At 41.0% G+C, this 16,115-nt stretch carries 14 protein-coding genes; 4 read left to right on the forward strand and 10 right to left on the reverse strand.

What is annotated here, in order from left to right; genetic code table 11:
• Positions 1 to 660: 660 nt before the first annotated feature.
• The 3 genes from spoVG to DXA60_RS17380 are packed head-to-tail and all read right to left on the reverse strand — an operon-like array spanning position 661 to position 3,367.
• Positions 661 to 927, reverse strand: coding sequence for a septation regulator SpoVG (gene spoVG / locus DXA60_RS17370; protein WP_117922555.1), 267 nt, complete (start codon positions 925 to 927; stop codon positions 661 to 663).
• A 50-nt stretch (positions 928 to 977) separates the two neighbouring features.
• The gene (glgD, locus tag DXA60_RS17375; protein WP_006856279.1) at positions 978 to 2,096 is read right to left on the reverse strand and encodes a glucose-1-phosphate adenylyltransferase subunit GlgD; all 1,119 of its coding nucleotides are present in this window, start codon (positions 2,094 to 2,096) and stop codon (positions 978 to 980) included.
• Positions 2,093 to 3,367 (reverse strand): glucose-1-phosphate adenylyltransferase, encoded by a 1,275-nt coding sequence (locus tag DXA60_RS17380; protein ID WP_182438857.1) that lies wholly within the window; start codon positions 3,365 to 3,367, stop codon positions 2,093 to 2,095. Before DXA60_RS17380 ends, glgD begins: the two co-directional genes overlap by 4 nt.
• A gap of 266 nt (positions 3,368 to 3,633) precedes the next feature.
• Between DXA60_RS17380 and murC the strand changes: the two genes are divergently transcribed.
• The 4 genes from murC to DXA60_RS17405 all read left to right on the forward strand — a co-directional run bounded on the left by murC (position 3,634) and on the right by DXA60_RS17405 (position 8,783).
• Positions 3,634 to 5,013, forward strand: coding sequence for a UDP-N-acetylmuramate--L-alanine ligase (murC, locus tag DXA60_RS17385; protein WP_117922556.1), 1,380 nt, complete (start codon positions 3,634 to 3,636; stop codon positions 5,011 to 5,013).
• Between the two features lie 324 nt (positions 5,014 to 5,337).
• The gene (locus DXA60_RS17395) at positions 5,338 to 6,462 is read left to right on the forward strand and encodes a DnaD domain protein (protein ID WP_117922557.1); all 1,125 of its coding nucleotides are present in this window, start codon (positions 5,338 to 5,340) and stop codon (positions 6,460 to 6,462) included.
• 69 nt (positions 6,463 to 6,531) lie between these two features.
• Complete coding sequence (locus DXA60_RS17400; protein ID WP_117922558.1) at positions 6,532 to 7,512, forward strand: ATP-binding protein; 981 nt, start codon at positions 6,532 to 6,534, stop codon at positions 7,510 to 7,512.
• A gap of 92 nt (positions 7,513 to 7,604) precedes the next feature.
• Positions 7,605 to 8,783, forward strand: coding sequence for a ribose-phosphate pyrophosphokinase (locus DXA60_RS17405; protein WP_117922559.1), 1,179 nt, complete (start codon positions 7,605 to 7,607; stop codon positions 8,781 to 8,783).
• A 165-nt stretch (positions 8,784 to 8,948) separates the two neighbouring features.
• On the opposite strand, the gene DXA60_RS17410 is transcribed toward DXA60_RS17405, so the two are convergent.
• From DXA60_RS17410 to DXA60_RS19005, 7 genes are all read right to left on the reverse strand, one after another.
• Positions 8,949 to 9,488, reverse strand: a complete 540-nt coding sequence (locus DXA60_RS17410) for a DUF6465 family protein (RefSeq protein WP_117922560.1) — start codon at positions 9,486 to 9,488, stop codon at positions 8,949 to 8,951.
• 24 nt (positions 9,489 to 9,512) lie between these two features.
• Positions 9,513 to 9,767 (reverse strand): HPr family phosphocarrier protein, encoded by a 255-nt coding sequence (locus tag DXA60_RS17415; RefSeq protein ID WP_015560179.1) that lies wholly within the window; start codon positions 9,765 to 9,767, stop codon positions 9,513 to 9,515.
• 192 nt (positions 9,768 to 9,959) lie between these two features.
• The gene (locus tag DXA60_RS17420; protein ID WP_117922561.1) at positions 9,960 to 12,485 is read right to left on the reverse strand and encodes a hypothetical protein; all 2,526 of its coding nucleotides are present in this window, start codon (positions 12,483 to 12,485) and stop codon (positions 9,960 to 9,962) included.
• Positions 12,486 to 12,746: 261 nt separating this feature from the next.
• Positions 12,747 to 13,241: a hypothetical protein gene (locus DXA60_RS18940; protein ID WP_199536247.1), complete on the reverse strand. Its 495-nt coding sequence runs from the start codon at positions 13,239 to 13,241 to the stop codon at positions 12,747 to 12,749.
• Between the two features lie 76 nt (positions 13,242 to 13,317).
• Positions 13,318 to 15,561: a glycoside hydrolase family 31 protein gene (locus DXA60_RS17430; protein ID WP_117922563.1), complete on the reverse strand. Its 2,244-nt coding sequence runs from the start codon at positions 15,559 to 15,561 to the stop codon at positions 13,318 to 13,320.
• A gap of 18 nt (positions 15,562 to 15,579) precedes the next feature.
• Positions 15,580 to 15,813: a hypothetical protein gene (locus DXA60_RS17435; RefSeq protein ID WP_186899309.1), complete on the reverse strand. Its 234-nt coding sequence runs from the start codon at positions 15,811 to 15,813 to the stop codon at positions 15,580 to 15,582.
• Between the two features lie 58 nt (positions 15,814 to 15,871).
• A partial coding sequence (locus DXA60_RS19005) for a hypothetical protein (protein ID WP_207661934.1) occupies positions 15,872 to 16,115 on the reverse strand: 244 nt, incomplete at its 5' end.

A 16,115-nucleotide genomic window follows, 5' to 3' on the forward strand; every position in this document is an offset into this window, starting at 1 on the left:
CCATACACATTTGAAAAAATATTCTGTGTTATTTGGTCTGGCAATTTGCCAAGTAATCCGTATTATGCAATGCAGCAGATAAAAATTCTAGCAATTCCTTAGGATGAATATTAATGATACAGCACATTAGCATTTTAAGCATATTTTCATTCAAGCAAATATCAAAAATTCGCACCTACGCCCCCAGTTTTGAGATGAACCGCCCACCCAAATGGTGTTCATAACCTGACGGCTGGCATCTTGCGCAAAGTCGAAGTAATTTTTTGACTTTGGGGGAAAATTAGAAAATCTTAGTGTGTCTATAGGTACACAGTGATGTTCTGCCACGGATGGCAGAACAAGGCAGCATCGAGTCATGGATGACTCGTTGTTGCCGGTCACGTCACTCCGAGAAAATCTAACCCAGACCCACTTAGACTTTTCTTATTTTCGTACAACGGAACCAAAATTAACTCCGGCTTTGCGTAAGATGCCACTCACAAGCCTGCGACACACCATTTGGACGGGCGACGCATATCACCCACAAACCATCATTTGGCGAATCAACTGTTTAACGCACACCAAAAAGCGGCTGTAACAACAATCCCCTGTTACAGCCGCTCATTCTTTTTATTCTGCCGACACAACAATCTTCCTCAAAGACCTGCTGCCAAAAGCTCCTTACTCCTCAGCAGCTAATGTCTCCTCGTACTTTTCCAAGATCAGTTTCTGAATCCGTTCTCTTGTACCAGAGTTGATCGGATGTGCAATATCGCGGTATTCTCCATCCGCAGCCTTGCGGCTTGGCATTGCAATAAAAAGACCTTTTTCCCCTTCAATGATCTTGATATCATGTACCACGAACTCTTCATCGATCGTGATTGAAACTACCGCTTTCATCTTGCCTTCTTTTTCTACTTTTCTGATCCTCACGTCCGTTATCTGCATGTCTTATGTCCCCCTTTAAGTTGTTTTACCCTTGTCCCGAAAATGCATTTTTACAACACGTAGCGCTCATTGTTCTCAGAAACAATCTTGATACCATTGTCTCCACAATAATATGTATTTGCTTTCAATGTGTCCCTGCTCTCCACGATACAGTTCTCGATATGTGTATTATCGCCAATATATACATCATTTAAGATAATAGAGTTTTTAATTACACAGTTCTTGCCAACAAATACTTTTTTGAACAGGATAGAATTTTCCACTTTGCTGTTCACGATACATCCGCTCGCGATCAGGCTGTTCCGCACATCAGAGCCTGCATTATATTTTGCAGGTGGGAGATCATCAACCTTTGAATAGATCTTCGGCTCATCATGGAAAAAGTATCTGCGTACCTCCGGTTTCAGGAAATCCATATTTGTCTGGTAATAAGACTCAACAGTTGCGATGTTGCTCCAGTATTCTTTCATCTTGTAACCATAGATACGCTTCATATTCTTATAACGGATCAGAATATCCGTAACAAAATCCCAGCGTCCTTCCTCTGCACTGCGCTCTAACATCTCGATCAACTGTCTTCTGCGCACGATATAAATACCGGTAGAAATGGTGTTAGACTGGGATACCATCGGTTTCTCTTCAAATTCTACGATCCTGGAATCTTCATTCATCCGTACCACACCAAAACGGCTTACATCCACATCCGGTGCCATATCTTTGCACACTACCGTGATATCCGCTTTCTTTTCGATATGATATTCAAGTACTTTATTGTAATCAATCTTATAAACACAATCACCGCTCGTAATGATGACATACGGTTCATGGCGTTTCTTTAAGAAGCTGATATTCTGATACATGGCATCTGCCGTTCCGCGATACCACCAGCTGTTATCAACCGTAACTGTCGGGTTAAATACGAACAGTCCACCCTGTTTTCTTCCGAAATCCCACCATTTTGAGGAACTCAGATGCTCATTTAAGGATCTGGCGCTGTACTGTGTCAGTACTGCAACTGTCTGTATATGCGAATTACTCATATTGCTGAGTGCAAAATCAATGCTGCGATAGCTGCCTCCGACAGGCATTGCTGCAATCGCTCTTTTATTGGATAGTTCCTGCATACGGCTGTTATTACCGCCAGCTAAAATAATACCTATTGCCTTCATTCTGAGTCACCTGCCTTAATAATTACTTCACCGCTTCCAAGAATTCCATCCGGATAATCTTCTTTTTCCGTAACTCCGGAAATTGCCGTATTCTTTCCTATCTGAACGCCATCCGGCACCACGGAATCTTCACCTATTGTTACAAGACCAAAAGAATATATACTTGCATTCAGCTTGTTCGGTGCTTCCTCACCGACTCCAAGCACCACATTGTTACCAATATGGCAGTTTTCTGCAACGATTGACTTATCTATCGTGACACCTTCACCAATCTGTGTCCCCTTCATAATTATTGAATTCCTTACTACACTGCCTTTACCGATCGTAACACCTGCACCGATGACAGAACTGTGCACTTCTCCATATATTTCAGATCCCTCACCGATAATACTCTTCTCAACCACAGAATCTTCTGACAGATACTGCGGTTCAATGATATCGCTCTTTGTGTAGATCTTCCAGTATTCTTCATACAGATTGAACTCCGGGATCAGATCGATGAGTTCCATATTGGCTTCCCAATAGGAGCCTAAGGTTCCAACATCCTTCCAGTAACCATTAAATTCATAGGCGAAAAGACGTTTTCCTCTCTCATGGCAGTATGGAATAATATGCTTGCCGAAATCACAGCCACTCTGGTCTTTCATGGCATGTAATGCTTCCTTCAAAACATTCCAGCTGAAAATATAGATTCCCATGGATGCAAGATTACTTCTCGGCTCTGCCGGTTTCTCCTCAAAATCCTGTATTTTTTTATTTTCATCCGCGATCACGATTCCAAACCTGCTTGCTTCTTCGATCGGTACCGGCATTGTTGCAATCGTTACATCTGCATGATTTTCTTTATGGAAATCGAGCATTACCTCATAATCCATCTTATAAATATGGTCACCTGATAAGATCAGGACATATTCCGGATTGTAGCTCTCCATGTAATTCATATTCTGGTAGATTGCATTTGCTGTTCCACTGTACCACTCGCTGTTATTGCTCTTCTCATAAGGTGGAAGCACCGTTACACCGCCATTGTTACGGTCAAGATCCCACGGAATACCGATTCCGATATGGGTATTTAAACGTAACGGCTGATACTGTGTCAGAACACCAACGGTATCAATTCCTGAATTAATACAGTTGCTGAGTGGGAAATCGATAATACGATACTTTCCTCCAAACGCAACTGCGGGTTTGGCAACCTTTGCTGTAAGCACTCCAAGACGGCTGCCCTGTCCTCCAGCCAATAGCATGGCTATCATTTCTTTTCGAATCACGTCAATCACCTCTCGTCACTTTCTAGTCAATCTATTCCTTTTGGTATTTTTAATTATACCACACTTCAAATCTCATGTACATCATTTTTCACAATATTTTTTATCGATTTTACATATTTTTGACACATTGCACAAATTGATAAAATTTTATCTACAATTCTTTTTTTCTGTCGAAAAGATTTTTCCTCAAAAGAATTTGCAAATTGATTCCATACGGGTATAATGAAACAAACAGAATTATTAATAAAACAGGCAGGTATCAATAAATGTATAAAATCAATTTCAACCAGCCGCTGCACATCCATTTCATCGGGATCGGCGGTATCAGCATGAGTGGTCTTGCTGAGATACTTTTAGAAGAACATTTTACCATCTCAGGATCTGACACAAAGGAATCCAGACTGACCAGACATTTAGAGCACATGGGTGCCCGTATTTTTTACGGTCAGAAGGCTGAAAACCTTAGCGATGACATTGATCTTATCGTCTACACCGCAGCCATCCGTGAAGACAATCCGGAATACGCGGCCGCAAAAGAGAGCAGCATCCCAATGTTAAGCCGTGCAGAACTGCTTGGCCAGATCATGGACAATTACAACAATTCCATCGCCGTTGCCGGTACCCACGGAAAAACGACGACCACATCCATGATCAGTCAGATCCTTCTTGCCGCAAATGCAGATCCTACTATTTCCGTGGGTGGGATTTTAAAAGCCATCGACGGCAATATAAAAGTAGGCAAGTCCGATATTTTTGTATCCGAAGCGTGCGAATATACCAACAGTTTTCTTCATTTTTATCCACGCTACAGTGTCATTTTAAACGTGGAAGCGGAACACCTTGACTTCTTTAAAGATATTCAGGACATCCGCAATTCATTCCGAAAATTTGCAGGAAATACAAAAAAAGACGGTGCGATCATTATCAACGGTGAAATTGAAAATTACACCGAGCTTACAGATGGTTTAGATCCCAAGGTGATCACTTTCGGTCTGAATGACTCCTGCGACTATTATCCGTCCGATGTTACATTTGATGAGACAGCATGTGCTTCCTTTACAGCTATGCATCACGGTTCTCCGGTCATGGATGTCAAACTGCATGTTCCAGGCATGCACAATATCTCAAATGCGCTTGCAGCGATTGCACTTACACTTGACCTTGGCATTTCAAAGGATGCGATCCTCGCCGGTTTATCCGCTTTCGGAGGTGCAGACCGTCGCTTTGAATATAAAGGATGTGTGGATGGCGTTACTATCATTGATGATTATGCGCATCATCCGACAGAGATCCGTGCAACATTAACTGCTGCAAAGAATTATCCGCACAAACGTCTGGTCTTAGCTTTCCAGCCGCACACTTATTCCAGGACAAAAGCATTTTTAGATGACTTTGCAGATGTGCTTTCCATGGCTGACGTAGTCGTTCTTGCAGATATCTATGCTGCCCGCGAGAAAAATACTTACGGAATCAGCTCGAAAGATATCCTTGAAAAATTAAAAGACAAAGGAACAGAATGTTATTATTTCCCTTCCTTTGAAGAAATCGAGAAATTTTTATTGAAAAAATGTATAAACGGTGATCTGTTGATAACTATGGGTGCCGGAGATATCGTAAACGTGGGTGAACACCTTCTTGGCAGGTAAGTTATCCACATTATCCACATTCGATTGGGGAAAACTTCAACCATTGAATGTGGATTTTTTTTGTTGACATAACATATCCCTCTTTTATTGTTCCGTTTTCTTTCATGTCCCTTGTTTTCTGTATTTTGTCACAGTTGCCATCACTTTCGTTTTTTTATGTATTCACTTTTTATCCACATTATCCACATTCCCCTTAACCCTTGATTTTACAGCATTTGTATTCAAAATTGTTCTTCTCTTTTTTCTTTTCCTATGCTATAATTTGTGGCGCAGCAAATATTTATGCTTATACTTTTAGAATATTATCGAAAGAGGGTTTCCTTCATGGCTAAAATACTAATCCACAGTGACAGCGCATCTTCTGCCACGAGTGTATCGAATATTTTTATTGATGAATATATGTCTGACGCAAATGGAGAATTTGTAAAGATCTACCTGTACCTGCTGCGTCTGATGAATGCCCCGGATTCCGCTTTTTCGATTTCTTCCATTGCAGATAAATTCGAACACACAGAAAAAGATGTAAAACGTGCCTTAAGTTATTGGGAACGCATGCATCTTTTGCGTCTGGAATACGATACAGATCATAACTTAACCGGTGTGTGCCTTATTGATTCTGCATCCAGGGATAAAACTGATGTAACCGGCGAATTTTCAGAAAATGAATCTGCCGCAGAGGCACCCGACTCAAACAGCATTTCATCATCTGCAGACGAATACACCTCCTCAGATGATGATGGTATTTCTTCTGCAGATACGGAAAATTTTCCTCCAAAGAGGGATTACACCCGCGATGAATTAAAGCAGTTTCAGGAAAATGACCAGATAGCAGAACTTCTTTTTATTACAGAACGCTATCTCGGACGCCCTCTCAGCCAGACTGATACAAACACGCTTTTGTATTTATATGAAGAACTTTCTTTTTCACCGGATCTGATCGAATATCTGGTGGAATACTGCGTAAGCAAAAACCATACTGCGATCCGCTACATCGAAGCTACGGCGTTGAAATGGGCAGAAAGCGGTATCCGGACTGTAACCTCCGCCAAACAGGAAGCAAAGATCCACAGTCCGGCTTATTATGCAGTAATGCGTTCCTTTGGCATTACCGGAAGGAATCTCGTTCCATCTGAAACAGACTTCATTGAAAAATGGCGTTCCGAGTATGGTTTTTCCATCGACATCATCTGTGCGGCATGTCAGCAGACCATACAGAGTATCCATCAGCCGAGTTTTCCTTACACGGATAAAATGCTTTCGAACTGGCGTAAATTAAACGTACATACCATGGAAGATGTAAAACGTTTAAATCTTGAACATAAAGAACGTGCAAAGACTTCCGCACAGGAAGCGGCTGGTTCAAAAAATAAGTTCAACAACATCGGACACCGTTCCTATGAATATGATGAGCTTGAAAAAATGTTACTGACAACCAATTCAAAACATTGATACCATAGAGTAGTGTGAAAACATTGTCTTCATACTAAAACAGGCAAAAATGGAGATTAGGATAAGAACATGCCTCTGACAAATTCGCAATATGACGAGATCATACGGGCATATGATGCCCGACAGTTAAAAAATGAACATGACAGGGAAGAACGGACCCGTTATGCCTACATCAAGATCCCACGTCTCCGTGAGATCGATGATGCCATTGCGACCTGCTCCGTTGCACAGGCAAAAAAGCTCTTAGACGGTGATACCATGGCTCTTAATACCCTGAAAGAACAGATTGCCTCCTACCGCAGTGAAAAAAAGGATCTTCTGAAAAAAGCAGGGCTTTCTGCTGATTATCTGGAGACTTCTTATGAATGCCCGGATTGTAAGGACACCGGTTTTATCGACGGGAAACGCTGCCACTGTTTTACACAGGCTGCGATCGATCTGGTCTATACCCAGTCGAATTTAAAAAGCATCCTGCTCCGTGAGAATTTTTCCACATTTTCTTTTGACTATTATTCTGATAAAGACATAAATCCTGCAACCGGGTTATCATCTTTGGCAACCGCAAAAGATGCTGTCGCAAAATGTCACGACTTTATCGATCACTTTGATGATACATTTTCCAATCTTTACTTTTACGGAGATACCGGTATCGGCAAAACTTTTCTGTCAAACTGCGTTGCGAAAGAGCTGATGGATCACGGTCATTCTGTAATTTACTTTACGGCGTTCCAATTATTTGATATATTAAGCAAGGGTGTATTTGCAAAAGATGAAGATGCGATTGCCGCAAATGAAAATATTTTTACATGCGATCTTCTGATCATAGATGATCTTGGCACAGAGCTTACAAATTCTTTTACAACTTCCCAGTTGTTTTTATGTTTAAACGAAAGAATCCTGCACCGGAAATCAACCATCATTTCCACAAATCTCGGATTATCACAGCTTACCGATCTGTATTCGGAGCGAATCTTATCGAGAATCATGGATAATTATGTTCTGATCAAATTATTCGGGGAAGATATCAGGATGCAGAAGCGGAGACGTTAATCATTGCAACAGACACACGATACTTTTTCTGCCTTCAATTAGAGCAATCTATTGAAATACATGTAAACAAATTTTTATGGAGGAACCATTCAATGCCAAACGATGAAAGAAACCTAGAAACCTTACCTGATGGAGCACTTGGTCTGATCCCGCTTGAGAGCTGCAAAGAGCTTGGTCTGAAAGTAGACAAGTATCTGGTCGGCTGGAGAGAAAAAAGACAGCATCAGCATGCATCTGATCTTGCCTTCAAGGATTACCGCCGCGATTCTTACATCATCTCTACCGCTGTTCCGCGTTTCGGAACCGGTGAAGCAAAAGGTGTAATCAAAGAATCTGTTCGTGGATACGATCTGTACCTGATGGTCGATGTGACAAATTACAGCCTTACCTACTCTGTATGCGGTCATGAAAATCACATGTCACCGGATGATCACTATGCAGACTTAAAACGTATCATTGCAGCCGTTGGCGGTAAAGCAAGACGTATCACAGTCATCATTCCTTTCTTATATGAAAGCCGTCAGCACAAACGTACTTCCCGCGAATCCTTAGATTGTGCTTTAGCATTACAGGAACTGACTGCAATGGGTGTAGACAACATCATCACATTTGATGCTCATGATCCACGTGTCCAGAATGCAATTCCATTAAAAGGCTTTGAAACTGTACAGCCTGCATACCAGTTTGTAAAAGGCATCCTGCGTGAAGTGACTGACTTAAAGATCGATTCTGATCATATGATGGTAATCAGCCCGGATGAAGGCGGTACGAACCGTGCTGTATATCTTGCAAGCGTTCTCGGTTTAGATGTCGGTATGTTCTATAAGAGACGTGATTACAGCCGTATCGTAGACGGACGTAACCCGATCGTTGCACATGAATTCTTAGGTTCCTCCGTGGAAGGAAAAGACGTTATCATTATTGATGACATGATCTCTTCCGGTGAAAGTATGATCGATGTTGCAACTGAATTAAAGAAACGTAAAGCAAACCGTATCTTCGTTGTTGCAACTTTCGGACTCTTCACAAACGGTTTAGAAAAATTTGATCAGGCAGTTGCTGATGGTATCATCTACAAAGTCGTTACTACAAACCTTACTTATCAGACACCTGAGCTCTTATCCAAACCTTATTACATCAGCTGTGATATGAGTAAATACATCGCTTATATCATTGATACCTTAAACCATGATTCTTCCATCAGCGATCTGTTAAACCCGTATGACAGAATCGAACGTCTGGTATCCAAATACAAAGCAGAGCAGAAATAATCCTGAAATACTTTTCAAAAGCCGGTACTTTTTGTGCCGGCTTTTCTTTACAAATAACAGGATACCTTCATTCCATGATCATGAATTAAAAAAGGAACCTCAGTACTTTTTGGTACATCGGTTCCTTCTATTTCACTTCTATGTATTTGTGTCTTACAGACTTATTTAAAACAAATCAACTCTTCCTGCAAACTTCTGGTTGATCACATAATATGCTGCAAATTCTTCCGGTTTTAAATATACCTGAAGACTCTTGATAGATGATGCTCTGTGACCCTCTGCAACAAACTCATTTTTTGCTTTCTCGATCACATCTGCAACGATCGCTTCATTTCCCTGATACTGAATAAATACTTCCGGAACTAATTCTTCCTTTGCTGCTTTCGCTGCCGCTTTCTTTGCTGCTCTTGAAGGTTTCTTCTCTTTTACAGGTTTTGCTGTTTCCTTTTTCTCGACAACTGGTTTTGTTGACGATGCAGCCTTTGCTGCTGTCATTTCTTCTACTGCTTCTTTAACTGCTGTTGTTTTCTCAGCTACTGCTGCTTTTACCTCAGTTGCAGATTCTTTTACAACTGTTTTTGCTGTTGCTGCCACATTCTTTGCTGCCTGCAATACTTCTGCCTGCTTTTCGTTTGCCTTTGGCTCTGCTGTTTTTACAACATTAGTTTTTGTTGCATTATTTTTTGCTATAGTTTCTTTTGCCATAATGAATTCCCTCCTCAACAAAAATTACTCACAAACTAAAAACTTCTCCATTGCGTCTAATGCTTCTTCTTCATCGCTTCCTTCTGCAACGATATTGACAGTCATACCTTTTGAAGGATTAAATGCCATAATTCCCATGATACTCTTTGCATTGATCCGGCGGTTATTGCTCTCAAGGATAATCTCACTGTCATAGCGGCATGCCACCTGAACCAGTTCTGCAATCGGATTATCGTGTTCTTTAGAAACATTCGAAACCACTACTTCTTTTCTGCTCATATTCATCCTCTTCCTCTTTTCAAGTACTTCTCAAAATATAACCCATTCGACTTTAATTTGCAATACGTCTCACTTAAATCTGTTAAAGTTCAACGAACTATTCTATGGAAGCACTGTTTTTTTATGCAGTTTTCTCGTTTTTTTCATGTATATATACTTACAATGTGTCTGTATATCCGCATTTTTGTTCTTTTACTTGAGGTATGTGAAAAATACATTTCCGGCTTCCTTAAAAACTTCATCCGCATCTGTCAGGCTCTGCTTAAAATTACTTCCGGTTGACGGATCAAAGATAATGACATTATTGGCATCATAGCCTACCACAAGTACCGCTTCATCGCTTCCCGTCATCGCAAATACAGGATTTCCACAGCTTACATAGTAAAGGACTTCCTCCACACTGCATCCTGTCAGATCTAAAATTCTTGCATCTTTCATGGTATTGCTCAGAATATTCTTTGGTGTTTCTCCGCCTGCGATCAATGCACTTACACTGATATTAATTCCCTCCTTTTCAAGCATTGCATTGATACACTGCGCAATACTGTTAGAGGATGCATCTTCCGCGCCAACCGCAATATCGGAAAGAGCCGGTCTGATCGCATCTCTGGAACGTTTCCAGATATATTCCTGATCTTTTCCTACCACAACTCCCATATTTTCATTCGCTTTTGTGATCGCATCTGCCACCTGATCTGTGGTATAGACCACATCACCTTTTACATAAACATAATATTTCCTACTATCACCCTTATCCTCAAGTGTGAGTGTACGCTCCTGCTCTAATATGGTTTCTCTCGGAGTAAGCAGCCTCGGAGCCTTCGCCCCTACAGTTTCCGGCAGAGATATTTCAAACTGGGTTTCTTTGCTGTCGGAATTACTGCTTACAATGGAAACAATTTTATTTCCATCTCCCTCCCTGTTCATGATCATATCCTGATCTGCATCAACATAGGCGGTTCCATTATACTGGATGCGGTTTAAATACATAGTATAATCATCAATATCAACACCTGATACATAATAACCATTTTTTTCATAAGTTTTTAACACAGATGGTTCATCGGACGACACATCCAGAATTTTAATCTGATACATCGGAAAAATAACATTCCCGGCAGCTTCTGTTGATACATCTGCAGCATTCGCTACACCATATACAAAATCATCTCCCATAAATCCAAGCGGTTTTACATATTTGCTGCTTCCTTCTGTTATCGTTGTTATTTTTTCATTCGAAAAGTTTATGAGACAGATCGTATCACTCTGTCCATTCTGGCTGCCTTTTGTCCATGCAAAATAGCGGTCAGATTCCGAAACTGCATATATTTCCTTATCCAGTCCTTTTATCAGCTCTTTCATTTCCAATGTACTAAGATCTATCCCATATACACTGCCGTCCACCATCAGATATAATTCTCCGCCCTCATTCACATACATCAGCTGACCAAGTTCTGATTTCATAACTTCATATGCTTTATCGGAAGAAATGAATGCCAGTTCTTCATTTGTATTTGAAAGACTGTCATAATGATTTACCTGTATTCCCACTTCCCCCTCGTGGCTTCCGCGGTTCATATAACCATACACGATATAATCAAGGCTCCCTGCCTCATCAATCCGGACGATCTTGATATCATGTTCGCCATAATTTTCGCGGCTGTCAATTCCTTCATATCCGCGGAAACTGAATACTTTTGCAAGCGTATTTTCTGTCTCGTTATAGCTCCACAGCTCCCCCTCCTGTACAAAGGCTACTGTAGTCCCAGTCTCATTTGCCTGATACTCCACATTTCCCGAACGTATTCCAAGCTCAATATAATTATCAAAAAAGTTGGCATTTTCCCCACGGAAGATCTGATTCATACGGCGTTCAAAATTAAGCAGATACATACGGCTGCTCGTATAACGCACACGATAATATTCTTCTACATTATAATATTCGCTCTCGCCGTCCTCCCCGATACTCGTTACAACATAATCCAGCACGATCACATTATAAGTATCTGTGATCTCTTTTATCGATGGCACTGGTGTCGTTAACTGCTCTCCGTTAAAATCTGCCCAGGCAAGCTGTTTCAACGAAGAATTTAACGAAACAAACTGTAAGGTGGTATTATCCCCGGTCGTTTTTTCCATGTACGTTGACAACGTTCCCGACGTTTCACTATTAAATGTGGTATTATGAAACTCCTTAACAAATTTCAGGGATTCATCTATATGCGCATTCTGCATCTCCACGATTCTTGTATAATAATAGATCACATCATTCCCGCTCTCTAAATTAATGAGCAGTAAATATTCTTCCCCCTCCTGAAGAAGATTCTGAATTTCCAGTTCCGCTCTGATCATACCTTTTTTTTCATCGTAGGAACTGACATCTGCATTAGCGATCAGTCTCTCCCCATCAAGACTCCGTATTTCATAAGATATAGCATCTATACTCGTCTCATACGTCTGAATTGTAACCGGGAGTTTTCTGTCTTTTCCGATCGGCGTGATCGTATCGCGCATGCTTGCGGCATTCATTTTTGTACGATATCCATGTAATTCATTGATTTCCTGTTCGCTGCTCTCTAATGAAATAACCGGTAACGTAGCATTTTTCATTTCTGTTGTCAGATCTTCATTGACATGATTTGTCATCATACTAAATATTCCGACCGCCACAAAAAAAATGACGGTCAGTACGACTGCCTTAATTGCACCTTTCTGCACGATATTATCTCCTTGCTCTATGTGAATGAAATATATTTTCTCTGTTAAACCGCAAAAAAAGCGATAGCTATATTGTATGCATTTTTTTTCAAATCCGCAATGCCTATTGCCGATTCTTTTAGAAAATTTAAGATATCAAGTAAGAAAGAATCCTGCCCGGAGGGCTTTTTATGTAATAGGCACTTTCAACGAATTTTCCTATTACACAAAAAAAGGGCACCTCACATCGAGGTACCTGCCCTTTTTCCTGCATCAGCTATTTTACCACCAGCGTCTGCATCTTCTGTGTCTGCAGCGCCGTTTATACATCTCGTTATTTAATAATACCCCGATCAGACTCCTCATATCATCATGTCCTCTGGGCGGTGGAGGCGGCATCCCCGGTCCTGGTGGCGGCGGTGGAGGCATTCCCGGTCCTGGCGGTGGATTCATTCCACCCCAGTACTGTTCTGCCTCAACATTATTTTCTTCTCCTGCCACCTTACGGTAAATCCGCTCTGCCACCTGCTCTAACATCAGACGATCCGGATATTCGTCAAACATCAGGCTTCCCTCATACTCCATTTTATCGCACTCATCTTCCACGTAAGAAAGGATCGTCTTTACCTCTTTCGGATAAAGCTCTTTCATGCGTTCCATATCTTTTTCATATTCCATTTCCGTAAGATACAGATTCTGCATCGGATAACTCATGTAAAATGGCATTTTGGGTACATCCATCTGCATACGGAAAAACTGTTCCTGATTATAGTCCACACATTACTCCTGTCACTAACATCTCTATATCATATGCTTAAGGAATATTTTTGTGTCATCAGCCATACCATAAATCCTACTCAAAAAGAATATTTTTGTATTTTGTGTAACCTTCTTTGTTCATCTGTACGGATGCCTCTTTTTCATTTCCCTTATGCGTAAACATGTACTCATTATAAGCACCATCACGATAAGCAAAATCCTCTCCGTTATCCTGGTAATGCAGGTATGTTCCATCTCCCGGATATATGCGCATTTTCAAGGTATCATACGGCTTTTCACCAACATACTGTGCCAGTTCATAAGTCGGGATCATTCCTCCCTCTTTCACGAACATCGGACAGGTATCAAGCGGTGCATCCACCATGTAATACTGTTTTCCCTGATATGGTTTCTTTGTCTCATAATCATACCAGGTACCTTCCGGAAGATATACGATCTTCTTTGTCTCTCCCTGCTCTAAAACAGGTGCAACAAGAAGATTCTCTCCTACTAAAAATTCACCGTTTAAGTTCCATGTTTCCGGATCATTTTCATAATGCAGAACCAGCGGACGCATAACCGGCAGTCCCGTCAGTTCACACTCGTGGAACAGATCATACAGATACGGAAGCAGCTGATATCTTAATTCTACAAATTTGCGGTAAATGCGAAGCGTTTTCTCATCAAACTGCCATGGCTCCTGGTATGTACTTCCCACGGAAGAATGGTTACGGAACAGTGGTGAAAATGCACCAACCTGAACCCAGCGGCACATCAGTTCCGGTGTACAGTCTGCTCCGAATCCGCCGACGTCTGTTCCTGCAAATGCAATTCCACTCATACCGAGATTGCAGAGTTGTGGGACTGCCATTCTAAGATGTGCCCAGAGGCTCTGGTTATCCCCTGTCCATACCGTAGAGTATTTCTGCGTTCCTGCATAACATGCTCTTGTGATGACAAACGGTCTTCTTTTATCATTTTCCTTTAATCCCTCGTAGGTAGCCTTTGACATCAGATGACCATAAACGTTATGCATTGCTGCATGATCCGTTTTTTGATCCTCATCCGTGAATACTACATCCTGTGGAAGTTCTCCACGGAAACTTGCAGGCTCGTTCATATCATTCCATGTTCCACGTACACCAAGATCAACTAAAAACTTCTGATTGTCCGCCCACCATTTTCTGACATCCGGTTTTCCAAAATCAGGATACACAGCCTCTCCCGGCCACACTTCATTAACGTATACTTCACCTTCCGGTGTTTTTGCAAAATAATCATTCGCAATTCCCTCATCATATTTTGCATATCCCGGATCTAATTTCACACCCGGATCGATGATGCAGACAACCTTAAAACCATCCTCTGCAATTTCTTTTATGATTTCTCCCGGTGCTCCAAAATCCTTTTCATTCCAGGTAAATACGCGATAACCATCCATATAATCGATATCAAAATGAATCGTATCGCACGGTATCTGTAGTTCTCTGTATTTATGCGCCACACGTCTGATATCCTCGGCGGACAGATATCCCCATCTCGACTGATGATGTCCTAACGTCCACAACTGCGGCAATGGTGTCCTGCCGGTCAGATAGGTATAACCTTCCACGATATCCGTCATTTTCTCTCCGGAAATAAAATAGTAATCGAGATTTCCGTTCTCTGCACTGTAATAATAGTATGCATCATTCTCTTTTCCGAGATTAACATGGGATCTGTAGGTATTGTCAAAAAACATTCCAAATACACCTGTCTTTTTTAACGTGATCAGGAATGGAATTGATTTATACAATGCCTTAAAATCGTCCGTGTGCGCCTGCGGAAGATCAGAATTCCAGTTTTCATATTCATAGTTTCTTTTATTTAAAACGCCTGTCTTATCTCCAAGCCCATAGAATTTTTCATCTCCGTCCATCTTCTTTATGACCATGACAGGATCTTCTTTTTCACCATCTGCAGAGACAGCATGTCCTTCAGATTCTAAAGTTGCAAGTGCTTCATCACTTAATCTTGCTTTTTTCTTTCGCTCTCCCCTGAAATCTTCGCATAAAAGTGTACCGTCTTCTTTATAAAAATCAATGAGAAAATCATCATGTACTTCTGCTGTCAGTTTATCTGTTTTAATCTGTACTGCTCCGTTCTCCTCAGAGACTTTTACGGAAACATTCTGTCTTTTATCTCCTTCGATTGCCTTTGAGCGGTGATCTTTTGACTGATACGGAACAAATACATTCATGATCGTATCCGTAACTGCTGTGACATATGCCGTTCCATGTTCAAATTCAAACTCTACCGTACTGCTATTGATCTGATAAGAAAGTTTTTTCCCTAACATATATTTCTCCTTTTCTTTTTACATTTTTGCAATTTCCTGTAATTCCTGTAACAGGTCGAGATCCGACTGCTGCACTTTCATATTTGTTGTGATCGGTTCTGCTCCGGGCTTTGTCACGGTGATCTCAATAATGGTTCCTTCCGTGATGCCGGTCGAAAATACTGCATTTAAAAATGCGGCGAATTTCGGATGATTTGCCGTGAATTTATTTTTTGCATTCATGATTTTCATAATTGAAGCCGGATTCATCATAATTATTCTCCTTTTCCAGTGTATTTTTCGTTTATATTACTTTAGTACCGTTATTATACTATAATATGGAGGATTTGTCCCGAAAAATTACGAAATTTTCTATGCGGTTTCCAAGGTTTCCTTTCATTTTTCTGTCACAGAATGGAAAATCGTTTGTCCAAATGATGATTTGTTTATGAAATAAATCGCCCGCCCAAATGGTGTGTTGTAGGTCTGTGAGTGGCTTCTTGCGCAAAGCCGAAGTAATTTTTGTTCCGTTGTACGAAAATAAGAAAAGTCTAAGTGTGCCTGAGTTAGATTTT

This window comes from Roseburia sp. OF03-24 (assembly GCF_003463035.1).
Lineage (GTDB): Bacteria > Bacillota > Clostridia > Lachnospirales > Lachnospiraceae > Roseburia > Roseburia rectibacter.

What these genes read in the sequence shown, in the direction of transcription:
- spoVG (WP_117922555.1), bottom strand. Translation starts at nt 927, where the DNA reads ATGCAGATAACGGACGTGAGGATCAGAAAAGTAGAAAAAGAAGGCAAG.
- glgD (WP_006856279.1), bottom strand. Translation starts at nt 2,096, where the DNA reads ATGAAGGCAATAGGTATTATTTTAGCTGGCGGTAATAACAGCCGTATG.
- murC (WP_117922556.1), top strand. Translation starts at nt 3,634, where the DNA reads ATGTATAAAATCAATTTCAACCAGCCGCTGCACATCCATTTCATCGGG.
- DXA60_RS17395 (WP_117922557.1), top strand. Translation starts at nt 5,338, where the DNA reads ATGGCTAAAATACTAATCCACAGTGACAGCGCATCTTCTGCCACGAGT.
- DXA60_RS17400 (WP_117922558.1), top strand. Translation starts at nt 6,532, where the DNA reads ATGCCTCTGACAAATTCGCAATATGACGAGATCATACGGGCATATGAT.
- DXA60_RS17405 (WP_117922559.1), top strand. Translation starts at nt 7,605, where the DNA reads ATGCCAAACGATGAAAGAAACCTAGAAACCTTACCTGATGGAGCACTT.
- DXA60_RS17410 (WP_117922560.1), bottom strand. Translation starts at nt 9,488, where the DNA reads ATGGCAAAAGAAACTATAGCAAAAAATAATGCAACAAAAACTAATGTT.
- DXA60_RS17415 (WP_015560179.1), bottom strand. Translation starts at nt 9,767, where the DNA reads ATGAGCAGAAAAGAAGTAGTGGTTTCGAATGTTTCTAAAGAACACGAT.
- DXA60_RS17430 (WP_117922563.1), bottom strand. Translation starts at nt 15,561, where the DNA reads ATGTTAGGGAAAAAACTTTCTTATCAGATCAATAGCAGTACGGTAGAG.
- DXA60_RS17435 (WP_186899309.1), bottom strand. Translation starts at nt 15,813, where the DNA reads ATGATGAATCCGGCTTCAATTATGAAAATCATGAATGCAAAAAATAAA.